Source organism: Ureibacillus galli (assembly GCF_014836845.1).
In the GTDB taxonomy this organism is placed as follows: Bacteria; Bacillota; Bacilli; order Bacillales_A; family Planococcaceae; genus Ureibacillus; species Ureibacillus galli.
Map to the genome: position 1 here is coordinate 1 of NZ_JACSQA010000031.1, position 23461 is coordinate 23461.

The 23461-nt window shown below is 35.4% G+C and carries 22 protein-coding genes, 1 rRNA gene and 1 other annotated feature; of the genes, 13 read left to right on the forward strand and 10 right to left on the reverse strand.

The window, feature by feature from the left end:
* From rrf to asnB, 4 genes are all read left to right on the forward strand, one after another.
* Positions 1-74: ribosomal RNA gene (gene rrf, locus H9636_RS19535) — 5S ribosomal RNA — on the forward strand; the annotation flags it as partial.
* Between the two features lie 413 nt (positions 75-487).
* Entirely contained in the window at positions 488-1954 is a 1467-nt protein-coding gene (gene guaB / locus H9636_RS15685) for an IMP dehydrogenase (RefSeq protein ID WP_191708513.1), read from the forward strand.
* A 174-nt stretch (positions 1955-2128) separates the two neighbouring features.
* Positions 2129-3427 carry a D-alanyl-D-alanine carboxypeptidase family protein gene (locus H9636_RS15690; RefSeq protein ID WP_191708542.1) on the forward strand — a complete coding sequence of 433 codons (1299 nt, stop codon included), beginning with the start codon at positions 2129-2131 and terminating at the stop codon, positions 3425-3427.
* Positions 3428-3587: 160 nt separating this feature from the next.
* Positions 3588-5423 (forward strand): asparagine synthase (glutamine-hydrolyzing), encoded by a 1836-nt coding sequence (gene asnB / locus H9636_RS15695; protein ID WP_191708543.1) that lies wholly within the window; start codon positions 3588-3590, stop codon positions 5421-5423.
* Positions 5424-5456: 33 nt separating this feature from the next.
* On the opposite strand, the gene pdxR is transcribed toward asnB, so the two are convergent.
* Positions 5457-6860, reverse strand: coding sequence for a MocR-like pyridoxine biosynthesis transcription factor PdxR (pdxR, locus tag H9636_RS15700; protein ID WP_191708514.1), 1404 nt, complete (start codon positions 6858-6860; stop codon positions 5457-5459).
* 105 nt (positions 6861-6965) lie between these two features.
* Here pdxR and pdxS point away from each other — a divergent pair, with 105 nt between their 5' ends.
* The 3 genes from pdxS (at position 6966) to serS (ending at position 10115) form a co-directional block, all read left to right on the forward strand.
* Positions 6966-7850, forward strand: coding sequence for a pyridoxal 5'-phosphate synthase lyase subunit PdxS (gene pdxS, locus H9636_RS15705; RefSeq protein ID WP_191708515.1), 885 nt, complete (start codon positions 6966-6968; stop codon positions 7848-7850).
* Positions 7850-8440, forward strand: a complete 591-nt coding sequence (gene pdxT, locus H9636_RS15710; protein ID WP_191708516.1) for a pyridoxal 5'-phosphate synthase glutaminase subunit PdxT — start codon at positions 7850-7852, stop codon at positions 8438-8440. Before pdxS ends, pdxT begins: the two co-directional genes overlap by 1 nt.
* 78 nt (positions 8441-8518) lie before the next feature.
* Positions 8519-8736: a binding site (T-box leader), on the forward strand.
* Between the two features lie 98 nt (positions 8737-8834).
* On the forward strand, positions 8835-10115 hold the full coding sequence (gene serS / locus H9636_RS15715) for a serine--tRNA ligase (protein WP_191708517.1): 1281 nt from the start codon (positions 8835-8837) through the stop codon (positions 10113-10115).
* 119 nt (positions 10116-10234) lie between these two features.
* Here the strand turns inward: serS and H9636_RS15720 are convergent, their stop codons facing one another.
* The gene (locus tag H9636_RS15720; protein WP_191708518.1) at positions 10235-10687 is read right to left on the reverse strand and encodes a DUF5412 family protein; all 453 of its coding nucleotides are present in this window, start codon (positions 10685-10687) and stop codon (positions 10235-10237) included.
* A 110-nt stretch (positions 10688-10797) separates the two neighbouring features.
* Positions 10798-12111: a short-chain fatty acid transporter gene (locus H9636_RS15725; RefSeq protein WP_191708519.1), complete on the reverse strand. Its 1314-nt coding sequence runs from the start codon at positions 12109-12111 to the stop codon at positions 10798-10800.
* A gap of 256 nt (positions 12112-12367) precedes the next feature.
* Here H9636_RS15725 and H9636_RS15730 point away from each other — a divergent pair, with 256 nt between their 5' ends.
* Entirely contained in the window at positions 12368-13522 is a 1155-nt protein-coding gene (locus H9636_RS15730) for an aminotransferase A (protein WP_191708520.1), read from the forward strand.
* A 62-nt stretch (positions 13523-13584) separates the two neighbouring features.
* Here H9636_RS15730 and tadA read toward each other — a convergent pair whose 3' ends face one another.
* Entirely contained in the window at positions 13585-14112 is a 528-nt protein-coding gene (gene tadA / locus H9636_RS15735) for a tRNA adenosine(34) deaminase TadA (protein WP_191708521.1), read from the reverse strand.
* A gap of 222 nt (positions 14113-14334) precedes the next feature.
* Here tadA and H9636_RS15740 point away from each other — a divergent pair, with 222 nt between their 5' ends.
* From H9636_RS15740 to H9636_RS15750, 3 genes are all read left to right on the forward strand, one after another.
* Positions 14335-14976, forward strand: coding sequence for a deoxynucleoside kinase (locus H9636_RS15740; RefSeq protein ID WP_191708522.1), 642 nt, complete (start codon positions 14335-14337; stop codon positions 14974-14976).
* A complete protein-coding gene (locus H9636_RS15745) occupies positions 14973-15641 on the forward strand; it encodes a deoxynucleoside kinase (RefSeq protein WP_191708523.1) in 669 nt (222 codons plus the stop codon). The genes H9636_RS15740 and H9636_RS15745 overlap by 4 nt, the downstream gene beginning before the upstream one ends.
* Before the next feature lie 238 nt (positions 15642-15879).
* On the forward strand, positions 15880-16650 hold the full coding sequence (locus H9636_RS15750; RefSeq protein WP_191708524.1) for an SDR family NAD(P)-dependent oxidoreductase: 771 nt from the start codon (positions 15880-15882) through the stop codon (positions 16648-16650).
* Positions 16651-16694: 44 nt separating this feature from the next.
* On the opposite strand, the gene H9636_RS15755 is transcribed toward H9636_RS15750, so the two are convergent.
* Positions 16695-17453 carry an MBL fold metallo-hydrolase gene (locus H9636_RS15755; RefSeq protein WP_191708525.1) on the reverse strand — a complete coding sequence of 253 codons (759 nt, stop codon included), beginning with the start codon at positions 17451-17453 and terminating at the stop codon, positions 16695-16697.
* A 72-nt stretch (positions 17454-17525) separates the two neighbouring features.
* Here H9636_RS15755 and H9636_RS15760 point away from each other — a divergent pair, with 72 nt between their 5' ends.
* Complete coding sequence (locus H9636_RS15760) at positions 17526-18110, forward strand: LOG family protein (RefSeq protein WP_191708526.1); 585 nt, start codon at positions 17526-17528, stop codon at positions 18108-18110.
* Here H9636_RS15760 and H9636_RS15765 read toward each other — a convergent pair.
* Both H9636_RS15765 and H9636_RS15770 read right to left on the reverse strand, forming a co-directional pair.
* The gene (locus tag H9636_RS15765) at positions 18107-18520 is read right to left on the reverse strand and encodes a hypothetical protein (RefSeq protein ID WP_191708527.1); all 414 of its coding nucleotides are present in this window, start codon (positions 18518-18520) and stop codon (positions 18107-18109) included. The genes H9636_RS15760 and H9636_RS15765 overlap by 4 nt on opposite strands.
* 110 nt (positions 18521-18630) lie before the next feature.
* The gene (locus H9636_RS15770; RefSeq protein WP_191708528.1) at positions 18631-19011 is read right to left on the reverse strand and encodes a sodium:proton antiporter; all 381 of its coding nucleotides are present in this window, start codon (positions 19009-19011) and stop codon (positions 18631-18633) included.
* A 181-nt stretch (positions 19012-19192) separates the two neighbouring features.
* Here H9636_RS15770 and H9636_RS15775 point away from each other — a divergent pair, with 181 nt between their 5' ends.
* Positions 19193-19834, forward strand: coding sequence for an RraA family protein (locus H9636_RS15775; protein ID WP_191708529.1), 642 nt, complete (start codon positions 19193-19195; stop codon positions 19832-19834).
* A 17-nt stretch (positions 19835-19851) separates the two neighbouring features.
* On the opposite strand, the gene gltP is transcribed toward H9636_RS15775, so the two are convergent.
* The 3 genes from gltP to H9636_RS15790 all read right to left on the reverse strand — a co-directional run bounded on the left by gltP (position 19852) and on the right by H9636_RS15790 (position 23335).
* Positions 19852-21120 (reverse strand): glutamate/aspartate:proton symporter GltP, encoded by a 1269-nt coding sequence (gene gltP / locus H9636_RS15780; protein ID WP_191708530.1) that lies wholly within the window; start codon positions 21118-21120, stop codon positions 19852-19854.
* A gap of 78 nt (positions 21121-21198) precedes the next feature.
* Positions 21199-22074 (reverse strand): response regulator, encoded by an 876-nt coding sequence (locus tag H9636_RS15785; RefSeq protein ID WP_191708531.1) that lies wholly within the window; start codon positions 22072-22074, stop codon positions 21199-21201.
* Positions 22075-22087: 13 nt separating this feature from the next.
* Entirely contained in the window at positions 22088-23335 is a 1248-nt protein-coding gene (locus tag H9636_RS15790) for an ATP-binding protein (RefSeq protein ID WP_225230276.1), read from the reverse strand.
* Positions 23336-23461: the final 126 nt, after the last annotated feature.

The following is a 23461-nucleotide window of genomic DNA, read 5'->3' on the forward strand; positions in this document are numbered from 1 at the left end:
AACACGGAAGTTAAGCTCTTTAGCGCCGATGGTAGTTGGGGGCTTCCCCCTGTGAGAGTAGGACGTCGCTAGGCAATTAGAGACCACTGATATTCAGTGGTCTTTTTTAATACTTAAAAATCGTCTTAACATATAAAAGACGAAGGCTTGATATAGTGATGTTAAAAAGGTAGAGTAAAAATCAAAATTTGAACTTAAAAGCACTAACTACAATAAGTGGAAATTAAAGGAGGAAAAATTCCCAAAACTTAGTTGAATTCGTTTACATTCAAAATGAATGAGAGTATTTATATAGAATTCTCCATCTTCATTTAATAAATTTTGTAGTTAAGTAAATAATAAACTAGGTTAGTTCATTCTATTTTAAGGCTAGAAATGGTGATTAAATAATCGGAATAATCTTTCTTTTTAGAGAATCTTGACACTTACAATTCATGTTGTTAATCTTACAATTAATATTCTTTAAGAACTAGGAGGCATTTACGAAATGTGGGAAACGAAATTTGCCAAAGAAGGCTTAACATTTGATGATGTTTTATTAGTACCAGCACATTCAGAAGTATTACCAAAAACGGTGGACCTATCAGTACAGCTTACTCCAAAAATCAAACTGAATATTCCAATTGTAAGTGCAGGTATGGATACTGTTACTGAATCAAAAATGGCAATTGCAATGGCTCGCCAAGGTGGAATCGGAATTATTCATAAAAATATGAGTATTGAAGAACAAGCCGAAGAAGTTGAAAAAGTTAAGCGATCTGAAAATGGTGTAATTACGAACCCATTCTTTTTAACGCCAGCACATCAAGTTTATGATGCAGAGCATTTAATGGGGAAATATCGCATTTCGGGTGTGCCAATCGTAAATAATGAGGAAGATTTAACGTTAGTTGGTATTATTACTAACCGTGATTTACGTTTCATCTCTGATTACTCATTAAAAATTGAAGATGTTATGACGAAAGCAGAGCTGATAACAGCCCCAGTTGGAACTACATTAGAAGAAGCTGGAAAAATACTTCAACAGTATAAAATCGAAAAGTTACCTATTGTTGATGAAAATGGTAAATTAACTGGTCTTATTACAATTAAAGACATTGAAAAAGTAATTGAATTCCCGAATGCAGCGAAAGATAATTTAGGAAGATTATTAGTCGGTGCTGCTGTTGGTGTATCAAAAGATACAATGCCACGTATTGCAAAACTTGTAGAAGCTCAAGTCGACGTGATCGTAATTGATACAGCACACGGACATTCACGTGGTGTTATTGATACGGTTAAACAAATTCGTGAAGCCTATCCAGAATTGGAAATTATTGCTGGTAACGTAGCAACAGGTGAAGCTACTCGTGCATTATTTGAAGCAGGTGCAGACGTTGTTAAAGTTGGTATTGGACCTGGGTCAATTTGTACTACTCGTGTAGTAGCGGGTGTAGGGGTCCCTCAAATTACAGCCGTTTATGACTGTGCTACAGTTGCTCGTGAGATGGGCAAAACAATTATTGCGGACGGTGGAATTAAATATTCAGGTGATATCGTAAAAGCACTTGCTGCAGGTGGACATGTTGTTATGCTTGGTTCTTTATTAGCAGGTACTTCTGAGTCTCCTGGTGAAACTGAAATATTCCAAGGTCGTCGCTTTAAAGTTTACCGCGGTATGGGTTCATTATCTGCAATGGAGAAAGGTTCGAAAGACCGTTACTTCCAAGAAGATGCGAAAAAATTAGTTCCTGAAGGTATTGAAGGACGTCTTCCTTATAAGGGACCATTAGCGGATACGATTCATCAATTAGTTGGTGGTATTCGTGCAGGTATGGGATATTGTGGAGCACCTAACTTAGAGTATTTACGAGAAAAATCACAGTTTATCCGTATGACTGGGGCAGGACTTCGTGAATCTCATCCCCATGATGTTCAAATTACAAAAGAGGCACCAAACTACTCTATTCAATAAATGGAACCAAAGTACTTTATTAACGTCTATGGTAGATGTTAATAAAGTGCTTTTTTTATTTAAACGTAATATTTTTCTTGCACTTTCTATGATAAAATGACGAAAGTAGATTAAAAACAATAATGGAGGTATTTTTTTGTGAGAACATCAAAGAAAACAACTTGGGTTAGCCTAATGATGATTCCACTTCTGTTAATCAGTATGTTTGTTGTATCCCCAAACAATGCAAGTGCTGAAACAGATTTAGGTATAAATGTATCTGCGGCGATTTTAATTGACGCTGACACTGGGAAAATATTATATGAGCAAAACGCAGATAAGGCGCTTGGAATTGCAAGTATGTCAAAAATGATGACAGAATATATTCTGTTAGATGCGATTAAAGAAGGTAAAATTTCTTGGGATCAGCAGTACCATGTTAATGAGTATACATATAAAATGTCACAAGACCGTGCATTAAGTAATGTTCCATTACGAGAAGATGGTACTTATACAATTAAAGAACTTTATGAAGCGATGGCTATTTATTCAGCAAATGCAGCAACAGCGGCAATCGCTGAAACAATTGCAGGTTCAGAAACTGAATTTATCAAATTGATGAACGAAAAAGCTGAAGAAATTGGTTTAGAGGACTATAAATTTGTTAACTCAACTGGATTAAATAATTCCGATTTATTCGGAATGCATCCGGAAGGTACAAATCCAGAGGATGAAAACGTTATGCCTGCTAAATCAGTAGCAAAATTAGCTTATCATCTATTAAAGGATCATCCGGAAGTTTTAGAAACATCTAGTATTCCGAAAAAAAACTTCCGTGAAGGTACAGATGACCAAATTGAAATGGAAAACTGGAACTGGATGTTACCAGGGTTAGTAAGCCAATATGAAGGCGTAGACGGCCTTAAAACGGGTTCTACACCTTTTGCTGGACAATGTTTCACAGGAACGGCAGAACGTAATGGAACACGTTTAATAGCAGTAGTTATGAATGCTGTTGATGCAAAAGGAAATGAATCACGTTTAGCACGTTTCGATGCTGCGAAAAAATTATTTGATTATGGTTTCGGACAATTTACAAAACAAGAGATTGTTCCATCTAACTATCAATTTAAAGGCAACGAGACAATTGAGGTAACTAAAGGAAAAGAAGATAAAGTGGAAATCGCTGTTGAAGAACCGATTTCTTTCATGGTTAAAACGAATGAAAAAGATTTATATGTTCCTAAAGTCGTTTTAGATAAAAAATCGGTAGAAGCGGACGTGAAAAAAGGGACTGTCGTTGGTAAAGTCGTTATTGAACGTACTGAAGGAACGGATTACGGTTTTATCGATGGAGAGAGTTTTTCTACAAACGTAGTAACAACGAGTAATGTAGAACGTGCAGGAGCAATTTCTCTATTCTTCCAAGGAGTAGGTAGCTTCTTCGTTAATATCTGGGATGGTATTTCTGGATTCGTTGGTGGATTATTTTAATAATCAATAATTTTGTTAGAATTTAGGCTGTTCTGTAAGCAAAAGCTTATAGAACAGCTTTTTTATATTTAGTAATAGCTAGTCACAATCTTTTTTTTCTTGGACAAAATAAGTTTGCCCAAAGCCTTCATAAGTTAGTAGGTGAAGGAGCGTGAATAAAGTGTGCGGCATTACAGGCTGGATTAATTTTACGAAGTCAATTAAGAACAGTGAAGAGATTGTTAAAGGGATGACGGAAACGTTAAATAAGAGAGGACCTGATGATGGCAATGTATGGTGCAGCACACATGCTCTACTAGGGCATCGTCGTTTAGCTGTTATTGATTTAATTGGTGGTAAACAACCAATGACGAAGATACACCAAAATGCATCCTATGTCATCGTATATAATGGTGAACTTTATAATACGGATGAGATTCGCCAACAATTATTAAAAAGAGGGTACACTTTTTCAACATCTTCAGATACTGAAGTGTTATTAGCCTCTTTTATTGAATGGAAAGAACAGTGCGTCGATTATTTAAATGGAATCTACGCTTTTGCCGTATGGGACGAACAACAAGAAACGTTATATGCTTTTAGAGATCGTCTAGGTGTAAAACCTTTCTTTTATTCTTTAAGTGAAGGTTCTTTTTTATTTGGGTCCGAAATTAAAGCAATTCTTGCCCATCCATCGATAACGCCTCAAATTGATCGTCAAGGTCTAGCAGCATTACTGAGTATCGGTCCGTCGCGTGTCCCCGGTAATGGAGTATATAAAGGGATTGAAGAGTTGGAGCCGGGGCATGCTTTAAAATTTTCAAAAGAAGGTTTAAAGAAATGGCGTTATTGGAATGTGAAAAGTCAAAAACACGAACAGTCCTTTGAAGAAACCGTAGAGCACGTGCGTTTTTTAGTAACAGATGCAATTAAACGTCAGCTTGTTTCCGATGTTCCACTTTGTACATTTTTATCTGGTGGGTTGGATTCCAGTATTATTACAGCGATTGCTGCGAATACGTACAACGAAGAAGGGCGTACTCTCCATACTTATTCAATTGATTATGAAGGAAACGAACAGTTTTTTGAAAAAAATGATTTCCAAACCTCCATGGATAGCTATTGGATAAATAAAATGACGGAAACTTTCCATACAAAACATTTTGATATTATCCTTTCTCAAAATGATTTAGTAGATAAGTTAGAGGAAGCAATGGTAATACGTGACTTACCAGGTATGGTAGATATTGATAGTTCACTTTTACTGGCTTGTCGAGTTATTAAAGAAGATTTTACAGTAGCGTTGTCTGGAGAGTGTGCCGATGAAATATTTGGTGGATATCCGTGGTTCCATAAAGACTATAACCAATTCCCATGGATTCGTTCTATCGATGAAAGAGAAGGATTTTTACGAAAAGAATGGCAATCGAAACTAAAACTAAAGGAATTTATGAAATATGCCTTTGAAGAAACAGTAAAAGATTCTCCAACACTTGAAGGAGAAAACCCGAAAGAAGCGAAACAAAGACAACTATTTTATTTAAATATGCGTTATTTTATGCAAACATTATTAGAACGAAAAGATCGGATGAGTATGGGTGGAAGTTTAGAAGTGCGAGTCCCATTTGCAGACCACCGAATCGTAGAATACGTCTGGAATATTCCTTGGGAAATGAAAAATGTGGGAAATATGGAGAAAGGTCTTTTACGAAAAGCGGTTGAAGGTTTGTTACCGGAAGAAGTATTATATCGGAAAAAGAATCCGTATCCGAAAACTTACCATCCTGCTTATACAGAGGGCGTGAAAGATTTATTAAACAGCCTTCTTCAAAAAAGGGAATCTATTTTACATGAGTTGTTTGAAAAAGAACAATTGGAACAACTCGTTCGTTCCGGTGGTGCTTCATTTAAAGTACCATGGTTCGGCCAATTAATGGCAGGTCCACAATTACTAGCCTACTTAATTCAAATCGATCGGTGGTTTGAAAATTATAATATCCAATTAATCGACCAATAAATAGAGGGAATCTCCTAATGAGATTCCCTCTTTTCACTGTTTTCGAATGCCCCAACAAGTCATTAATCGGTGGATAGCTGGTTCGATATCATCTAGGGCGATCCCACCAAAACCGAGTAAGAAGGTAGGATGTTCGTATTCAATTGGTTTTAATAAATAATCCGATACAGGATAAACAGCGATATTCAGTGTATTGGCTTGTTGCTTTAGCTCTTCTTCAGTTTTATCTACTGGGACAGATATTAAAACATGCATGCCGGCTTGGTCCCCTTTTATAGTGATTCCAGGATAGAAGGTTTCGAAAGTATTAGTAAGCCTATCATGTTTTTTTCTATAAATTTTCCGCATTCGATTTAAATGTTTTGCAAAATGTCCATCTTTCATAAAGTTTGCTAAAATATGTTGATCAAATCTAGGGACAGTTGCAGAATAATCACTAAATATTTGTTTATAGGCTTTTAAAAGTGTAGAAGGTAATACAAAGTAAGCGACACGTAGTGAAGGCATTAATGATTTCGTAAAGGTACTCATATAAATTACTTTTTCATTTTTATCCATTCCTTGTAAAGCTGGAATTGGTTTTCCGATATAACGAAATTCACTATCGTAGTCATCTTCAATAATATATCGATTTGTCCCTTTAGCGGCAGCCCATTTAAGCAATTGTGTTCTTCGAGCAGCAGATAGCACTGCACCAGTAGGGAATTGGTGAGAAGGTGTAATATAAACAATGTTAGCGTCTGTTTTCTCCAACTCTTCTACGATTAAACCGTCTTCATCAACAGGAATAGGGATTGCATTACTTTGCAAATGAATTCGAGGTATTGCCGAATATCCTGGATTTTCTAGGGCAAATTTTGAACTATCTTCAAGTAAGCGCAAAATCATTGGTAGTAATTGTTCTGTCCCTGATCCGATGACAATTTGTTCCGGATTGCAAATAATCCCTCGGGATTGATATAAATAATTCGCTATTTCAAATCGTAGTTCATATTCCCCTTGAGGCTCCCCGACTTGTAAATATTCCTTTGAAGTATTGTCAAAAAGTTCTTTTGCGTATTTTCTCCATTGGGCAAAGGGAAAGGATTCTGTATCTATTTTCCCTGGGTGAAAATCATATTGATATTTTTTAGTAGTTCTCGTTTCGATGGCTACTTTAGACGGTTCTTTTTCAACATAAGGAAGTGTATCAATCTCTTCTACAAAAAAACCTACCCGTGGTTTCGAAGTAATATATCCCTCAGCAAGTAATTGTCCATAGGCAATTTCAATCGTTGTTTGACTAATATTTAGAAAATCAGCAAGTTTTCGTTTGGATGGTAATTTTGTTCCGATGTCTATTTGTTTTGTAATAATTGCATTTTTCATTCCAATATAAAGCTGTTCATACAAAGGTTTAGAACTATTTTTTTCTAACTCAAATATGAGCATATCCAACTGCCTCACCCCTTACTGACCTTGTTATTTTTTGTAATATTGACTCTTTCTATATGGTCAATATTTATTATACTAAAAATCAATAAGGCAGGGGAGGTTTTTTAAATGAAATTAGTTGGAACAGAAAGAGTAAAACGTGGAATGGCAGAAATGCAAAAAGGTGGCGTCATTATGGATGTCATTAATGCCGAACAAGCAAAAATTGCAGAGGCTGCAGGTGCAGTTGCTGTTATGGCATTAGAAAGAGTTCCATCAGATATTCGAAAAGCGGGTGGAGTAGCCCGTATGGCGGATCCTCGAATCGTAGAAGAAGTGATGAATGCTGTAACAATTCCTGTTATGGCAAAGGCGCGAATCGGTCATATTGTCGAAGCTAGAGTGTTGGAAGCAATGGGTGTTGATTACATTGATGAAAGTGAAGTACTAACACCCGCCGATGAAGAATTCCATTTATTAAAAAGCGATTATACTGTACCGTTCGTTTGTGGGTGCCGCGACCTAGGAGAGGCCGCTCGCCGGATAGGAGAAGGTGCATCCATGCTACGTACTAAAGGTGAACCAGGTACAGGAAATATTGTTGAGGCAGTTCGCCATATGCGTAAAGTGAATGCACAAGTACGTCGAGTAGTAGGAATGAGTACAGATGAATTAATGACTGAAGCAAAGTTGTTAGGCGCACCTTTCGAACTACTAGTTGAAATTAAAAAGCTAGGACGTCTGCCTGTCGTCAATTTTGCAGCTGGAGGAATTGCGACACCTGCGGATGCTGCACTTATGATGGAGTTAGGGGCAGATGGCGTATTTGTCGGTTCCGGAATTTTCAAATCAGAAAACCCAGAAAAGTTTGCCCGCGCGATTGTGGAAGCAACAACGCATTATAAAGACTATAAGTTAATCGCAGAAATTTCTAAAGAACTGGGTACACCAATGAAAGGAATCGATATTGCAACATTACCTGATAGTGAACGTATGCAGGAGCGTGGATGGTAATGTGGAGAATAGGAATATTAGCTTTACAAGGTGCCGTAAGAGAGCATATTGATCAAATTGAAAAGCTTGGATGTGAGCCAGTCCTTGTCAAAAGTATAGAGGATTTAAAAGGATTAAATGGACTAGTTTTACCCGGTGGAGAAAGTACAACAATAAGAAAATTATTAGATCGATATGAACTGTTGAATCCAATTCGAACATTGGCTCAAAACGGACTGCCTATATTCGGGACATGTGCTGGTTTAATATTATTAGCTGAAGAAATAGTGGGATACGAAAAGCCCCATTTAGGTTTAATGGATGTAGTTGTTGAGCGAAATTCCTATGGGAGACAAGTAGATAGTTTCGAAGTAGAGTTATCAATAAAAGATATTGGAGAAGATATCCCAGCTGTTTTTATTCGTGCACCCCATATTGTGTCGGTAGGAAAAGAAGTAGAAGTTTTAGCGAAACATGATGAACGAATCGTCTTTGCCCGTGATCGTCATTTTTTAGGCTGTTCCTTTCATCCAGAATTAACAGAAGATATTCGTATAATGAAATATTTTGTAGAAATGATCAAACAATCTCATACTTGCAAAATGGAATAGCATATAGTACTCTATGGTTAAATTTATCTTTCATTAAAATGTTTTAATGGGGGAACACTATAGTCAATAAAATATATGTTAACATCGATGATAGGAAGTAGTAACAAGTACGTTTTTTCTAGAGAGTCAGCGGCTGGTGGAAGCTGATAAAAGCCCTTGTGAATCCGTCCTTGAGTTGCCGAGCTGAATTAGCAGTAGGTTCTGGCCGGTTGAAAAGCCGTTATGAGATAAGTGGATTAGACAGAGGGTTTGTTTAATCAATTAGGGTGGCAACGCGGGTAGCTCTCGTCCCTTTTTAGGGATGAGGGCTTTTTTATGTTTTTATTGCTCTAGCAAAGTAAAGTAACAAGGGTGCAATGGTAGTACTTATAAATTAAAAAATGGAGGAATCAACATGTTAGATATTAGACGTGTCCGTGAAAATTATGAGGAAGTAAAAAAAATTCTTCTTACACGAAATGAAGATTTAGGGAATTTCGATGAGTTTGAGGAATTAGATGTAAAGCGCAGAGATTTAATTGCAAAAACGGAAGTATTAAAAGCAGAGCGTAACAAAGTATCAGAACAAATTTCAATTATGAAACGAAATAAAGAAAATGCAGATGAAGTTATCGCCCGTATGCGTGAAGTTGGAGAGGAAATTAAACAACTTGATAATGAACTGCGTGAAGTAGAAGAAAAATTTGAATATATGATGATGCGTTTACCGAACATTCCTCATGAATCAGTTCCTGTAGGGGAAACAGAAGACGATAATATTGAAGTGTTAAAGTGGGGGGAATTGCCGAATTTTAATTTTGAAGCAAAAGCCCACTGGGATTTAGCAACAGACCTTCAAATTGTAGATTTTGAACGAGCTGGAAAAGTAACGGGTAGTCGTTTTGTCTTTTACCGTGGATTAGGTGCTCGCTTAGAACGGGCTTTAATGAGCTTTATGATGGATTTACATGCAGAAGAACATGGATATGAAGAAATGTTACCACCTGTAATCGTGAACCGTGATAGCTTAACAGGTACAGGACAATTACCGAAATTTGAGGAAGACGTATTCAAATTAGTGGATACGGACTACTTTATGATTCCAACAGCTGAAGTACCTGTTACAAACTTCTTCCGTGATGAAATTATCGATGGAGAAATATTACCGAAGGGCTTTGCAGCATATAGTTCTTGTTTCCGTTCAGAAGCAGGATCTGCCGGCCGTGATACACGTGGTTTAATTCGTCAGCATCAATTTAATAAAGTGGAGTTAGTTCGCTTTGTAAAACCAGAAGATTCTTATGATGAATTAGAAAAACTTACAGGGCATGCGGAAAAAGTGCTTCAATTATTAGGCTTGCCATACCGAAAATTATTAATGTGTACAGCAGATCTAGGCTTTACAGCTGCCAAAAAATATGACTTGGAAGTATGGATGCCAACTCAAAATATGTACCGTGAAATTTCTTCTTGTTCTAACTTTGAAGATTTCCAAGCTCGTCGCGCAAACATTCGTTTCCGCCGTGAACAAGGAGCAAAACCAGAATATGTTCACACATTAAACGGTTCAGGTCTAGCAATTGGCCGTACAGTCGCAGCCATTTTAGAAAATTACCAACAAGAAGATGGTAGTGTCGTAATACCGGAAGTACTTCGACCTTATATGGGTGGTAAAGAAGTCATTGCCCCTAAATAAACAGTAAAAAGAGTAGCAAATTTTTTGCTACTCTTTTTTGCATGGATTTTGTATTTATTATCAAGCAATCCCCACCATTACAAAAAAGATACTATCCGAGTAACTGAGTAAAGAAGGTTTTACGAACCGTTTTTAGATTGTTCAGAGCTGTAACAAATATATTTCTTCTTCATTTTATAATGGCTACAAGCTGAGCCTAATTCATCATATATTTCTTTTCCAACGATTAAATCAATATTTCTATTGTCGTAATCGTTGTAATTTGTAATGGAAAGAATATTCCCATCTAGCCAAGATAATTGGACATTTCCTTTTGCATCACTAAAATAAACTGTTCGTTCGATATTCTCTTCTAAATGAAAAATGACATTAACAAACATATTTACCCCGCCTGCAGCCCCACCATAAATTTGATAGTAAACTTGAGCGGAATAGGAACCATCTGGAGAAGTAATAGCTTTTCCATCTTTTTCACCATCAAACTGGGTAAAGTCATAGGTGAAATAATTGGTAATGAAATAAATAAAACATAGGGCGATACATATTATTAGCCATTTTAATATTTTATACATATGAAAGCCCCCCTTTGTAGAAGGAAACGTAATATTATACAATTTGTTCCAATTTAATAAAAAATGCATACTGCAACGAAGCAATATGCATTCTGTAAGTTATTTTTTTATTAGAATAATAGGAATCCGACACTTATAATAATACCAGTAAAGATTAGAACAAATAGGCAAAAGCCCATAATATCTTTTGCCTTTAACCCTGCAATTGCTAAGGCAGGCAAAGCCCAAAATGGCTGAATCATATTTGTCCAAGCATCGCCCCATGCAATGGCCATGGCAGTTTTTGCATAATCTGCCCCCATTGTCTGAGCTGCTTCTAGCATGATGGGAGCTTGCACCGCCCACTGACCGCCGCCTGATGGAACAAAGAAATTTACTAACCCGGCAGAATAGAAAGTAAATAAATAGAAAGTAAAATCATTCGAAATGCTAATAAACCATTCTGAAAATACAATAGCTAAACCTGAAGCGGTCATCATGCCCATAATTCCTGCATAAAAAGGGAATTGAAATACAATCCCCGTCGTTGTTTTAATCGCTTGCTGTGCAGCAGCTAAAAAACGTTGAGGAGTACCATGGAAAATGATACCTAGAATAATGAAAATTGTATTTACGATATTTAAATCCAATGAAAAGCCTTTTGTCACAAAATGATAAATTAAATATGAAAGCCCTATAAGTCCGATTAAAATCGTTAAAAGTGTACTTCTTTCTGTCCATGAAGCAAAAGTTTTTTCTGCAGGAGGAAATGGTTGCGCGTCTTCCTTTAATAATGCCGGATCCACTCCAATTATATCTTCCTCTTTTGGCATCATCCAACGATTAAAGAATGGTAATGTTAAACTAATCGTAATCACAATAAATAAATTATAAGGTGTAAATATAGTATCAGAAGTAGGAACGACTCCCATTAATTCCGAAAAAGGATGGCCATCTGTAGCGATAGAAAGAGGTATTGAACCAGCTAAGCCACCATGCCAAATGACAAAACCGGAATAAGCACTGGCAATTAATAAACGATAATCTACTTTTTTAACATGTCTTGCGATTTCCTTTGCGAATAAAGCACCTATAACTAAACCGAAGCCCCAGTTAATCCAACAGCCTATTAAAGAAATAAATGTGACAATAATAATTGCCCTACTTGGTTTCTTAATTTTACTAGCCATGGAGGATAAAAACTTTTTGAATAATGGACTATTAGCTAGAATATGACCGGCAGCTAATACAATAACCATTTGCATTGTGAAGGATAGTAAACCCCAAAATCCATCCCCCCAATAAATGACCATATCCAATGGAGAGCTGTCGGTTAATCCAACACCTAGTAACAAAACTAATACCGTTAATATCGCTACGAAAATATAAGGATCTGGTAAATATTTTTCCATAATCGTATTAGAAATTTTCGTTAATGTTTTCAACTTTGTATCTTCTCCTTTCTATTAAATTCATAAATACTTTAAAAAAGTATTTTTCATAGCATCATATGAAATAAAATCATCGTTTATTTCATATTAAAAAAATAGTTGTAAATGTTGAGAAGTTATACGAGGTTTTTATTGAAATTAATTAAAGGATTGAAAATAAAATCAGTTGTCCTTTAAAGTAATGTTTTATAATAAAGTTGGGCGTATGGAATAGATATAAATATAAATAAAAGGTGAAGGAGTAAAATGAATGGAGCATTTAATTTATAAAAACTTAAAGAAAATTGAACTGTCTGGTATCCGGAAGTTTACGAATATGTTGGTGGATTACCCAAATGCCATTAATTTGACAATCGGTCAACCAGATTTTCCGACACCACATCATGTGAAGGAAAAAGCGAAATGGGCGATTGATCAAAACTTCACATCTTATACTCCGAATGCAGGGATTCTCGAACTGCGAAAAGCGATTTCTCAATTTTATGAAAATCAATATGGATTATCGTACAACCCTCAAGATGAGATAATTGTAACTCACGGAGCATCTGGTGCATTGACGATTGCATTACGAACGATTTTAGAGGAAGGTTGTGAAGTGATTTTATCAGCACCTGCCTATCCAGGTTATATACCACTCATTGAATTATGTGGGGCAATACCAGTATGTGTTGATACGGCGGATACCGATTTTGTTTTAACCGCTGAACGAATCCAGCAACATATAACAGATAAAACGAGATGTATCATCCTTCCTTCACCATGTAATCCGGTAGGTACGATTATCGAAGGGGAAGAATTACAAAAAATTGCTTCTCTATTAAAAGATAAAGAGATCTTTGTTATATCAGATGAAATTTATAGTGAATTAATTTATGAAAAAAGCCATCAATCTATCGCTTCTTTTGAAGGGATGCGTGAAAAAACGATTGTGATAAACGGTGTGTCAAAATCCCATTCTATGACAGGGTGGCGAATTGGTTATACCCTTGCACCAAGCTATTTAACAAAAGAAATGACTAAATTGAATGGTTATTACATTAGTTGTGCGACAAGTATAAGCCAATATGCTGCTCTAGAAGCGTTAACAGATGGTTTAAAGGATCCTGTTGAAATGAAAGAAGAGTATAAGGAACGTCGTGATTATGTGTATAGTCGCCTTGTTGGGATGGGAATGGATGTAGTGAAACCAAATGGTGCCTTTTATATTTTCCCGTCCATTAAACATACAAAAATGAGTTCCTTTGATTTTTGTATCAACTTATTAAAGGAGCAGGAACTCGCGACAGTGCCAGGAAGTGCTTTTTCTTCCTTTGGTGAAGGTTATATTCGACTATCCTTTGCTCAGCCGTTAGAAGTTTTAAAAGAGGGTATGGATCGACTAGAGAAGTTTATAAGTAAATTTTAAAAAGAATAAAGTCGAATTCTATTGTATAGAATTCGACTTTTGTGTGTGTTGGGTATGCAATTTCAATTCGTATCTTTACCATTTTCCTGTTGGGCAAGAAGTTTTTTTGCTTTTTTCTCTTCCTTTTTTCGTTCCCGGATAGCACGGAAAAAATCGGTAAGCAACTGACCACATTCGTCTGCTAAAATTCCTTCTGTTACTTCGCATTCATGGTTAAAGCGGGCGTCATTTAATAGTCGATATAATGAGTCAACACAACCGGCCTTCATATCTCTCGCTCCATATACAACCCTTGGAACACGGGATTGTAAAATAGCACCTGCGCACATTGGACAAGGTTCTAATGTAACATATAGGGTCGTCTTTTCTAAACGCCAACTACCAATAGTTTCACATGCTTGTTGTATTGCCATTAATTCTGCATGGGTTACGGCATTTTGCGATGTTTCCCTTAAATTGTGGGCTCGTCCAATTATTTTATCTTCATAAACGATAACCGCACCGATAGGTACTTCGCCCAATGCTGCTGCCTTTTTTGCCTCTACAATTGCTTGTTCCATAAATTTGCGATCTTTATCAAAAATGTTCACGTACATCGCTCCTTGGTTGATAGTGTATCACGGTCATTGCAAAAATTGAACTTTCGATAATAATCACCTAGTATAAAATGGAACATTTCTTTAACTCTAGTAATTTTTGATTGATTTTTAAATAATTGCTTATGAACTTCAATCATTGTCGCTGTTTTTCGACAAGTTGATATGATAAAATGAATAGCATTGACGAATTAGACTTAAAGGAGGGACTTCTCATTGTCTGTTCCATTTATTACAGTCGAGGGTCCGATTGGTGTAGGGAAAACGTCGTTATCAAAGGCGATTTCGGATGCTTTTGACTATCATCTATTGAAAGAGATTGTGGATGAAAACCCGTTTTTAGGGAAGTTCTATGAAAATATTGAAGAGTGGAGCTTTCAAACGGAGATGTTCTTCCTTTGTAATCGATATAAACAACTAACGGATATTAAGAAACATATGTTACAGGTAGGATCTCCAGTAGTAGCCGATTATCATATTTTTAAAAATTTAATTTTTGCTAAACGAACGTTAAAACCTTCCGAATATGAAAAATATGAGGCGATTTATAAGATTTTAACGGCTGATATGCCACGTCCGAATATGGTCATTTATTTACATGCTAGTTTAGATACATTGATGAATCGGATTGCGATGCGCGGTAGAGAGTTTGAAAAAATGATTACCCGAGATTACATAGAACAATTAGCAAGTGACTACCATGAGTTTATTCAACATTTTGAAATCATGCATCCTGAAATTCCTGTTATCCAGATTAATGGTGACAAAATCGACTTCGTAAAAAATCCAAATGATTTACAACAAATATTACAATTAGTAGAAGAGAAGCTACAACAAAGGAGTACAAATCAAGAATGAATTTAAGAGAAAAATACCAAATTCCATCGAATACAGTCATTACGATAGCAGGTACTGTAGGAGTAGGGAAGTCAACAATGACGAAGGCTCTTGCTGAAGCTTTAAATTTCCGTACATCCTTTGAAAAGGTTGATACGAATCCTTATTTAGATAAATTCTATGACGATTTTGAAAAATGGAGTTTCCATTTACAAATTTACTTCCTAGCCGAACGTTTTAAAGAACAGAAACGTATTTTCGAATATGGTGGAGGCTTTGTTCAAGATCGTTCCATTTATGAAGATACAGGGATATTTGCGAAAATGCATTATGATAAAGGGACGATGAACCCGACAGATTATGAGACGTATACAAATTTATTTGAAGCAATGGTTATGACTCCTTACTTCCCGCATCCAGATTTACTTGTATATTTAGAAGGTCCAATCGACGATATTATTGGCCGAATTCAAGAACGCGGTCGTGAAATGGAACAACAAACACCGAAAGATTACTGGATTGAAATGCATGAACGATATGAAAACTGGATTAATAATTTCAATTCATGTCCAGTGTTACGTTTAGACATTAACGACTATGATTTAATGGCTAATCCAGACCAAATTGAAAGCATTGTGGAACGTATTGCGTATATGTTAAAGCAAACGAGCCATTTACGTAAATAAATAGCAATTTTACATCAAAGCCTTAACTACAAACACTTTTGTATTGAGGCTTTTTTTTATTTTTTAAACATGCTTGGTATAAGGTCTTTTTAGATATGGAGAACTTTTACAAAGTCTAATTTGTTGAATATTCAATTTTTAATGGATATCCTAAAAAAAGAGTAGTGTTCATTATTAAGATTAAAGATGAGCTCTAACCTCTTTTGAAAGCGATTACAAAAATTAGGAGGTTTTTAGGTTGGGTAAATTAGAAAATAAAGTAGCAATTATTACCGGTGGAGCAGGTGGCATTGGAAAAGTTACTGCCAAACGCTTTTTAGAAGAAGGGGCAAAGGTAGTATTAGTCGATTTATTCCAAGAATCTCTTGATCAAACAAAAGCAGAGCTAGAAGCCCTTGGGGAAGTAATGATTGTACAAGCAGATGTTTCGAAAGAAGAAGAAGTAAAAAATTATGTTAATAAAACGGTAGAACATTTTGGTAAAATCGATATCTTCTTCAACAATGCAGGTATTGAAGGGAAAGTTGCCCCAATTACAGAACAAAAAGTTGAAGACTTAGATAAAGTGTTGGCAGTTAATGTCCGTGGTGTATTTTTAGGATTGAAATATGTTTTAACTGTTATGAAAGAACAAGGTTACGGTAGCGTCATTAATACTTCTTCTGTTGCAGGATTACATGGAAGTCCAGACGTTACTCCTTATGTAGCATCGAAACATGCAGTTGTAGGTTTGACTAAATCAACAGCATTAGAAGTCGCACCATACCAAGTACGTGTAAATTCGATTCACCCATCACCAGTCAATACAAGAATGATGCGTTCTTTAGAAGAAGGTTTTGCTCCTGGACAAGCTGAAGCGGCTAAAGCGAATATGGAAAAATCCATTCCATTAGGTCGATATGGGGAATCTGAGGATATATCAAATCTGGTTTTATTCCTTGCTTCCGATGACAGTAAATTTATAACTGGGGCTCAATATCGTGTAGATGGTGGTATGGGGGCACTATAAAAAAATGGGTAGAGAAAAGGATTTTCTCTACCCGTTTTTTATAGTCAAAAGTGAAGAAACTCACCTTTTTTTACAATGTTTATATTAGCAAGAACAATTTTATCCCTAAATTCTTCAATATTGTCGTTATAATGCATGGCATAAAGTTTTGAATGGTATTCGTTTGGGTAATAATCGAGCACTTCTTCTAGGGTGGCATGGACACCATTAAAAGTAAAGCTGACATCTTGGAAAATCGCAACTGTATTATCATCAACATGACCAAGAATATTTGCTTCTTTTAATCGTTTTACATCACTAGTAAATACAATATTGGCATGTAAGGAAGCTAATTTAAATCCAAAACTAAGCAATCCTTCTGCATGGGTATTACTTGTATCAAAAATCGTAAAGGAATAATCTTCAATTTTATAAATTTCCTTCTCTTTTAAACAAATAAACTCACAAAAATCCTCAACTGTTCGCCCTTGATTTGCAAGTCCATGGCAAAGTAATCTTTTTAAAGGAGTAAGTAGTTTTTCGTGAACAATAATGGTCGTTTTTAGTGGACTATGTTGACCATCTTTAAACTGCCAAAACCGTTGCATAATCATCTCCTCTAAACCACCAACATGGTCAAAATGTAAATGGGAGATAAAGACAGCATCTATATCGGTATAATGGTAACCTGCTTCACGAAGGCTAAATCGTAAAGTGGAACCTGCATCAATTAATAGGTATTTTTCGTTTAAATGAATGATATAGTTATTATGGTAGTTCGTTGTGGTAAAAGCACCACCAACTCCAAGAGGGATAATTTCCATCGCTCTTCTCCTTATATTGATAATTTTAATGTTATTCTTGTATTGTATCAAATTGACATGGGGGTATAAAAAATGAACGTTGCCATTTATTGTGGATCACAGACAGGGAAAAGTCCAATATACATAGAAAGTGCAAAGGAATTAGGCGAAACATTGGCAAAAGAAAAGATTGGGATTGTATATGGTGGCTCCAACATTGGGATAATGGGGGCAGTTGCAGATGCGGCTCTTGCCCATAATGGGGAAGTCATTGGGATAATGCCAGAGCATTTACAAAAACGTGAAATTGCCCATTTGAACTTAACGGAAATCCATTTTGTTGAATCGATGCATGTTCGGAAAAAGAAAATGGTCGACCTTTCAGATGCATTTATTGCTTTGCCAGGTGGATGTGGAACGCTAGACGAATATTTCGAAGTGTTTACTTGGGCACAGATTGGTTTACATGAAAATCCTGTCATTTTATATAATATAAATGGCTTTTACGATGCCCTCATTCAACACTTTGAAAAGATGTTTGAAGAAGGATTTATCCGTGAAGAACAACGTAATATACTAAAAGTTGCAACGAACGTTAATGATATTTTAACTATTTTAAATGAACATCATAATACTTTATTGAAAAGAGATATAAATAAATCGAATGATCTGTATTAATAAAAAGAACGAGGATCCTTAATGGTCCTCGTTTTTTTTAGGTATGATTTTTGTTCTTTGAATATCAATTTAAAAGTAGGTTTAAAATCTATTTCAATCGTTTGGTGTGTACATTCGTTAATAACGGTAAGCAGTACACTTGAATTTTCTTTTTTATTTGTTTTAATTTCAAATTTTTCAACCCGTTTTAAATCTAATAGTGATAACAATTTTTTTGAATCACATTTGGTAACTTGAAGTTTCACTTCTCCATATGAGGGAGAAATACTAATAACAAAGTCCTCTTCATTATTAGAAAATTTATATGTTTCCTCATTATAGTAAAAAGGATAATCTTTTAAGTTATCCAATAAAGTCGGTTCGCATTCAAATAAAGAGAGAAAGTCAATTTCACTTGGAAACACAGGCATAACATCCACTTCATAAACATAGCGGTTCAAATTTCTATCAATAACAGTTAACCTATGAATAAAGTTCGAAAAGGTTAAATACATACTAACATCGTAATTTTAACATAATTTTATTTTAAAATAATAGCCACTAACAATGGAATGGTCATTAACAGTAAAACACCAAAGCTCCATAAAATTTGCTTTGTTGTCGACATGTTTTTAGGACGGATGCTTATCGTATCATACAAGTCGTTAATTGCTCGTTGCTCTTTTTTATATAATAATTTTTGAAATTGTTCATAGTCATCGATGTAGGAGGAAGGGGGCTCTAATCCGAAACGAATGGCTCGCACGTCTTCCGTTACATCCAGATTATCATAAAAATAAAGAATGGTTGGTGCAAGTCCGCCTGTATGCTTAGCGATGACATCGATTTCGAAAGAAACCATCTTATAACCAGTTTCTCCATTTTCTCTTTTATATTGAATAATCAATCGGTTCCGTTTCATCTATATCACTCCTCATTGGATGTAATGAATCGAAGAGTACGCTTCCCCACCATTTTAACCACTTCCTCTACTTTTAATCGGGAACGATCTAAGTCTAATTAAATTAACCTATTTAACTTCCTATAATAATCCTATAGAATTTGAATTATTACAATATTTTGTTAATTTGGAGGGTAAAAAAATGGAAACGACTACAATACAGGAACGTTTTTACGTTTTACCAACAACGGCAATCTCAGATGCTACAGGTGGACATACAAATATGGATAGTAAAATTAAGCCGTTAGCAGACCATTTTAAAATTGCAGGACGAGCAATAACAGTACGGTTACCAGATGGTGAAAATGGGGCAGTTTTAGAAGCGATTAGTATAGCACAAAAGGGTGATATTATCGTTATTGATGCTAAAGGAAATACTAACCGAGCGGTAGCGGGAGATTTTGTTGTTTCCCTTGCAAAGGGAGTTGGCGTGCAAGGTTTTGTTGTGGATGGTGTAATTCGAGATATTGCCGCAATTCGCCATTTAGATTTCCCAGTTTTTGCTTTAGGAACAACCGTTGCAGCAGGATTTAAAAATGGAGGGGGAGTTGTTAATTGTCCGATTTCAGTAGGAAATGTAACGGTTCACCCGGGAGATTTTATTATTGGGGATATCGATGGTGTTGTCGTCGTCCCCCAACAGGATATTGAAAAGATTGCTGAAGCAGCTGAGGAAAAACTTGCGAAAGATGAAGCCCGTGAAAAGGAAGCACTGGGGAATGGGGAAGAATCCATTCGAGCTTATTTGACAAAGGCCGTATCGAATATAAAAAAGCCGCAATAATTTGCGGCTTTAAATTTTTATTTAGCTAATTCAGCATTGTATGCTTCCATTTTATCTTCGTCAAAACGTTTTTCCCATTTTGACATAACGATAGCTGCTAAAGAGTTTCCGACAACGTTTACTGCTGTACGAGCCATATCAAGAATACGGTCAATACCAGCGATAAACGCTAGTCCTTCAAGTGGGATACCTACTGATCCTAGTGTTGCTAAAAGAACAACGAATGATACGCCCGGAACACCAGCAATACCTTTTGAAGTAACCATTAATACAAGCATTAATGTAATTTGTTCCATAATACTTAAATCAATACCATACATTTGTGCAATAAAGATTGCAGCAATTGCTTGATACAATGTTGAACCATCTAAATTAAAGGAATATCCAGTTGGAATAACAAAAGATGTAATATCTTTTGGACAACCGTATTTTTCCATTTTATTCATAATACGCGGTAAAACGGTTTCAGAACTTGATGTAGAATAAGCAAGAATCAATTCTTCTTTCAATACTTTTAATAAATTGAAAATATTAATACCAGCAATTTTTGCTGTAATTCCTAGTACAACTAGAACAAAGAATATCATTGCACCGTAGACAAGAAGTGCTAATTTTCCAAGAGGAATTAAAGATGATAAACCGAATTTTGATACTGTAACCCCGATTAAACCAAATACCCCAATTGGTGCAAATTTCATTACAAGATTCGTAACCCAGAACATCGCATCTGCAACGCCTTGCGCTACATCAAGAATTGGCTTCCCTTTTTCGCCAATTGCGGCTACCCCTAAACCGAATAATACAGAGAAGAAGATAACAGGTAACATATCTGCTTCAGCCATTGATTGAATGAAATTGGTTGGAACAATACTAACAATAGTATCTAATAAGCCACCCTCATGCTCAACCGTTTCTGTCGTTTCAACGTAAGAAGAAATGTCGGTTTGAGTTAATTCATTCATGTTAATGCCTTCACCAGGTTGGAAGATGTTAGCTGCACCTAAACCAACGATGATGGCAATTGTTGTGATAATCTCGAAGTAAATAAGAGTTTTACCACCAAGGCGTCCAAGTTGTTTCATATCACCAGTACCAGCTACGCCGATAATAAGTGTAGAGACGATAATTGGAACAACAATCATTTTAATTAAGTTTAAAAAGATTGTACCAAGTGGTTGTAAATATTTTTCTACATTTGGGTTGCCATAAAAAATAGCACCAACGATAATCCCTAATACTAAACCGATAATTATTTGAGAAGCTAAACTAAGTTTAAATTTTTTCAATTTTCTCCCCCCAATCAAATGTAGGACAAGTCCATATTATAATTATATGGATGACTTACAAAATCCGACAAAATCCGATTAATCCACTTTACTAATTATTTCTGCAAATAACACTTGAATAAATTTTTTGATATTAACTTTCGCTTTTCGTTGATCATTGTCTTCGATTTGTCGCATAAGTGATCGAATTTCAGTAAAGTCAAAATAACGAGGGGCATAATATTCAAATTCCGAATTCGTATAATCAACAATTCCTAAGTTTGCAAGGTTAATCATTGCAGCTAAAATGGTCCGCCGAATGCGTTGTTCGATTGCTTTGCTTTCTTTTACGATATCATCTGTTGTTGATTTCGTTAAACTTGCCACTTTTTCATACAATTCTTTTAGTGGTGGAAGTGGAGAAATTTTATATTTATCCATAAGTAAAAGTTCAATGATATTCGTTATATCCTCACTGCCTACCTCACCAACAATACCCATATCATTTAAAATCGATTGAACATGATCCCGAGATGTTTTTTTGACATGTTTTTTATCCTCAGCGAAATGAGATAATGACTGTCTAATGGCTAAGATGGAATTTTTTAATCGGTATTGTTCTTCCGTTTTACGAAGAACGGTTTCCACTTCAATTTTGTTAATTGGTTTATGAATAAAAAATTCAATCCCCTTTTCGTAACTTTGGGCTACCATTTCTTTATTTACGACTTGAGAAATCATTATAAAATGGCCATCATAAAGATTTTCACGTAATTTTTCAATCGTCGTGATACCATCTAGTTTGGGCATTAACAAATCAATTAATACGAAATCAGGTTGAATAGCTAATATTTGAGGAATAGCATCTTGACCGTTGGAAGCTTCACCAATAACACTTCCCAGCTCACTTTCATTAATAATAGTTGATAACATTTTACGACTTGCACGGTCGTCGTCAACAATGAAATAACGCATGTTTTTCTCCTTTCTATAACATATTTGTTGGGATTGAAATCGTAAATTTTGTCGTTTTATTACTTTCAACATTTATGTGACCATTTAATTTCGTCACGATTGCTTGTACATGGGATAGACCGATTCCGGTAGACGGTTCTCCCTTTTCATTAAATTTCGAAGTAAAACCTGGATCAAAAATGACAGGAAGAGAATGTTTTGGAATACCAATCCCATTATCTTCGATTATAATCTTTGTTTCCTGGGCTTTCATATCAATCGAAATGGTAATTGCCCCCTCTATTTCAATTGCTTCTACTGCATTCGCAACAAGATTGTTTAGTACAGCGAGTAATTGAATATGGGCGTGAGTATGAAAATCTTCATTTAATAATACGTGAAATTGAATATTTTTCTTTAGAAGTTCACTATATTTTTGATTTGCTTCTGAAACAAGTGAAAGTAAATCCGACATCAAATAATAATCGGATTGTTTATTTTCGACTATGTTCGACAATCCTGCAAATATACGTTGCTGATCTTTCTTTACTTCATGAATTTCTTGGGCAATAATTAATGCTTTTATACTTAAGTCGGAATGAGTATTTGTTAATTGTTTATATAAATCAAAGCTAGAGGCAGTAATTTGTTCAATTTGATTCATTGATTTTTGTAAGTATAAAGTTTCTACATATAAATTTGAACCGATGTTTAGCAATTGCTGAACTTGTTTTTTATTTTCAGTAATGATAATCGAGCTATACAATCCGACAACAAAAAAACTGCGTAATAGAGCGATGGTTATAAGTAAAAATATTTCCTCTGCACTAATTGGGATTCTTGTTACAAATAATGTAGTAAAAAGTTGTTCAATACTATTACTAATGACCTCAAATAAAGAAGCCATTAGCCCTAAAGTAAAAGGTTTGGTTTTATATTTTTCTATATTAAAAATATACAAACAAACAGCAAAGGAAAAATAAAAGAAAGCTGCTGGAAAATGTTCAATGAATGCGTTTATAAAAAATTGTTTATATAAAAGGCTATCTAACAATGAACGGAAAAGTACAACGGTAAAACCTGTAATAATCCCCGTTGTCATAATCGGTACTGTACGTATTAGAACGGCAATAAAAAAGATAATACTACCTAATCCGAAGCGAAAAGGGGCTTGTTCATAGGGCATTATTTTAATTTCACTACCGATTGCGGTTAGTAAGGCAGTAGCAATAATTGCAATAGTAGAACCATTGACTTTTGAAAGGGCTTTCATATATTTCATGATAAGACGTCACCTACTATTAATGAGAGTTTTCATTTATTTAAATTAAAAAAGTACTATAACTGCTATCAGTTTTAGTACTTAGATGGAATTTCTACAAAAAAATCCGTTACGTTACGTAACGGA

What these genes read in the sequence shown, in the direction of transcription:
- guaB (WP_191708513.1), top strand. Translation starts at nt 488, where the DNA reads ATGTGGGAAACGAAATTTGCCAAAGAAGGCTTAACATTTGATGATGTT.
- H9636_RS15690 (WP_191708542.1), top strand. Translation starts at nt 2,129, where the DNA reads ATGATGATTCCACTTCTGTTAATCAGTATGTTTGTTGTATCCCCAAAC.
- pdxS (WP_191708515.1), top strand. Translation starts at nt 6,966, where the DNA reads ATGAAATTAGTTGGAACAGAAAGAGTAAAACGTGGAATGGCAGAAATG.
- pdxT (WP_191708516.1), top strand. Translation starts at nt 7,850, where the DNA reads ATGTGGAGAATAGGAATATTAGCTTTACAAGGTGCCGTAAGAGAGCAT.
- serS (WP_191708517.1), top strand. Translation starts at nt 8,835, where the DNA reads ATGTTAGATATTAGACGTGTCCGTGAAAATTATGAGGAAGTAAAAAAA.
- H9636_RS15720 (WP_191708518.1), bottom strand. Translation starts at nt 10,687, where the DNA reads ATGTATAAAATATTAAAATGGCTAATAATATGTATCGCCCTATGTTTT.
- H9636_RS15730 (WP_191708520.1), top strand. Translation starts at nt 12,368, where the DNA reads ATGGAGCATTTAATTTATAAAAACTTAAAGAAAATTGAACTGTCTGGT.
- H9636_RS15745 (WP_191708523.1), top strand. Translation starts at nt 14,973, where the DNA reads ATGAATTTAAGAGAAAAATACCAAATTCCATCGAATACAGTCATTACG.
- H9636_RS15755 (WP_191708525.1), bottom strand. Translation starts at nt 17,453, where the DNA reads ATGGAAATTATCCCTCTTGGAGTTGGTGGTGCTTTTACCACAACGAAC.
- H9636_RS15760 (WP_191708526.1), top strand. Translation starts at nt 17,526, where the DNA reads ATGAACGTTGCCATTTATTGTGGATCACAGACAGGGAAAAGTCCAATA.
- H9636_RS15765 (WP_191708527.1), bottom strand. Translation starts at nt 18,520, where the DNA reads ATGCCTGTGTTTCCAAGTGAAATTGACTTTCTCTCTTTATTTGAATGC.
- H9636_RS15770 (WP_191708528.1), bottom strand. Translation starts at nt 19,011, where the DNA reads ATGAAACGGAACCGATTGATTATTCAATATAAAAGAGAAAATGGAGAA.
- H9636_RS15775 (WP_191708529.1), top strand. Translation starts at nt 19,193, where the DNA reads ATGGAAACGACTACAATACAGGAACGTTTTTACGTTTTACCAACAACG.
- H9636_RS15785 (WP_191708531.1), bottom strand. Translation starts at nt 22,074, where the DNA reads ATGCGTTATTTCATTGTTGACGACGACCGTGCAAGTCGTAAAATGTTA.
- H9636_RS15790 (WP_225230276.1), bottom strand. Translation starts at nt 23,335, where the DNA reads ATGAAATATATGAAAGCCCTTTCAAAAGTCAATGGTTCTACTATTGCA.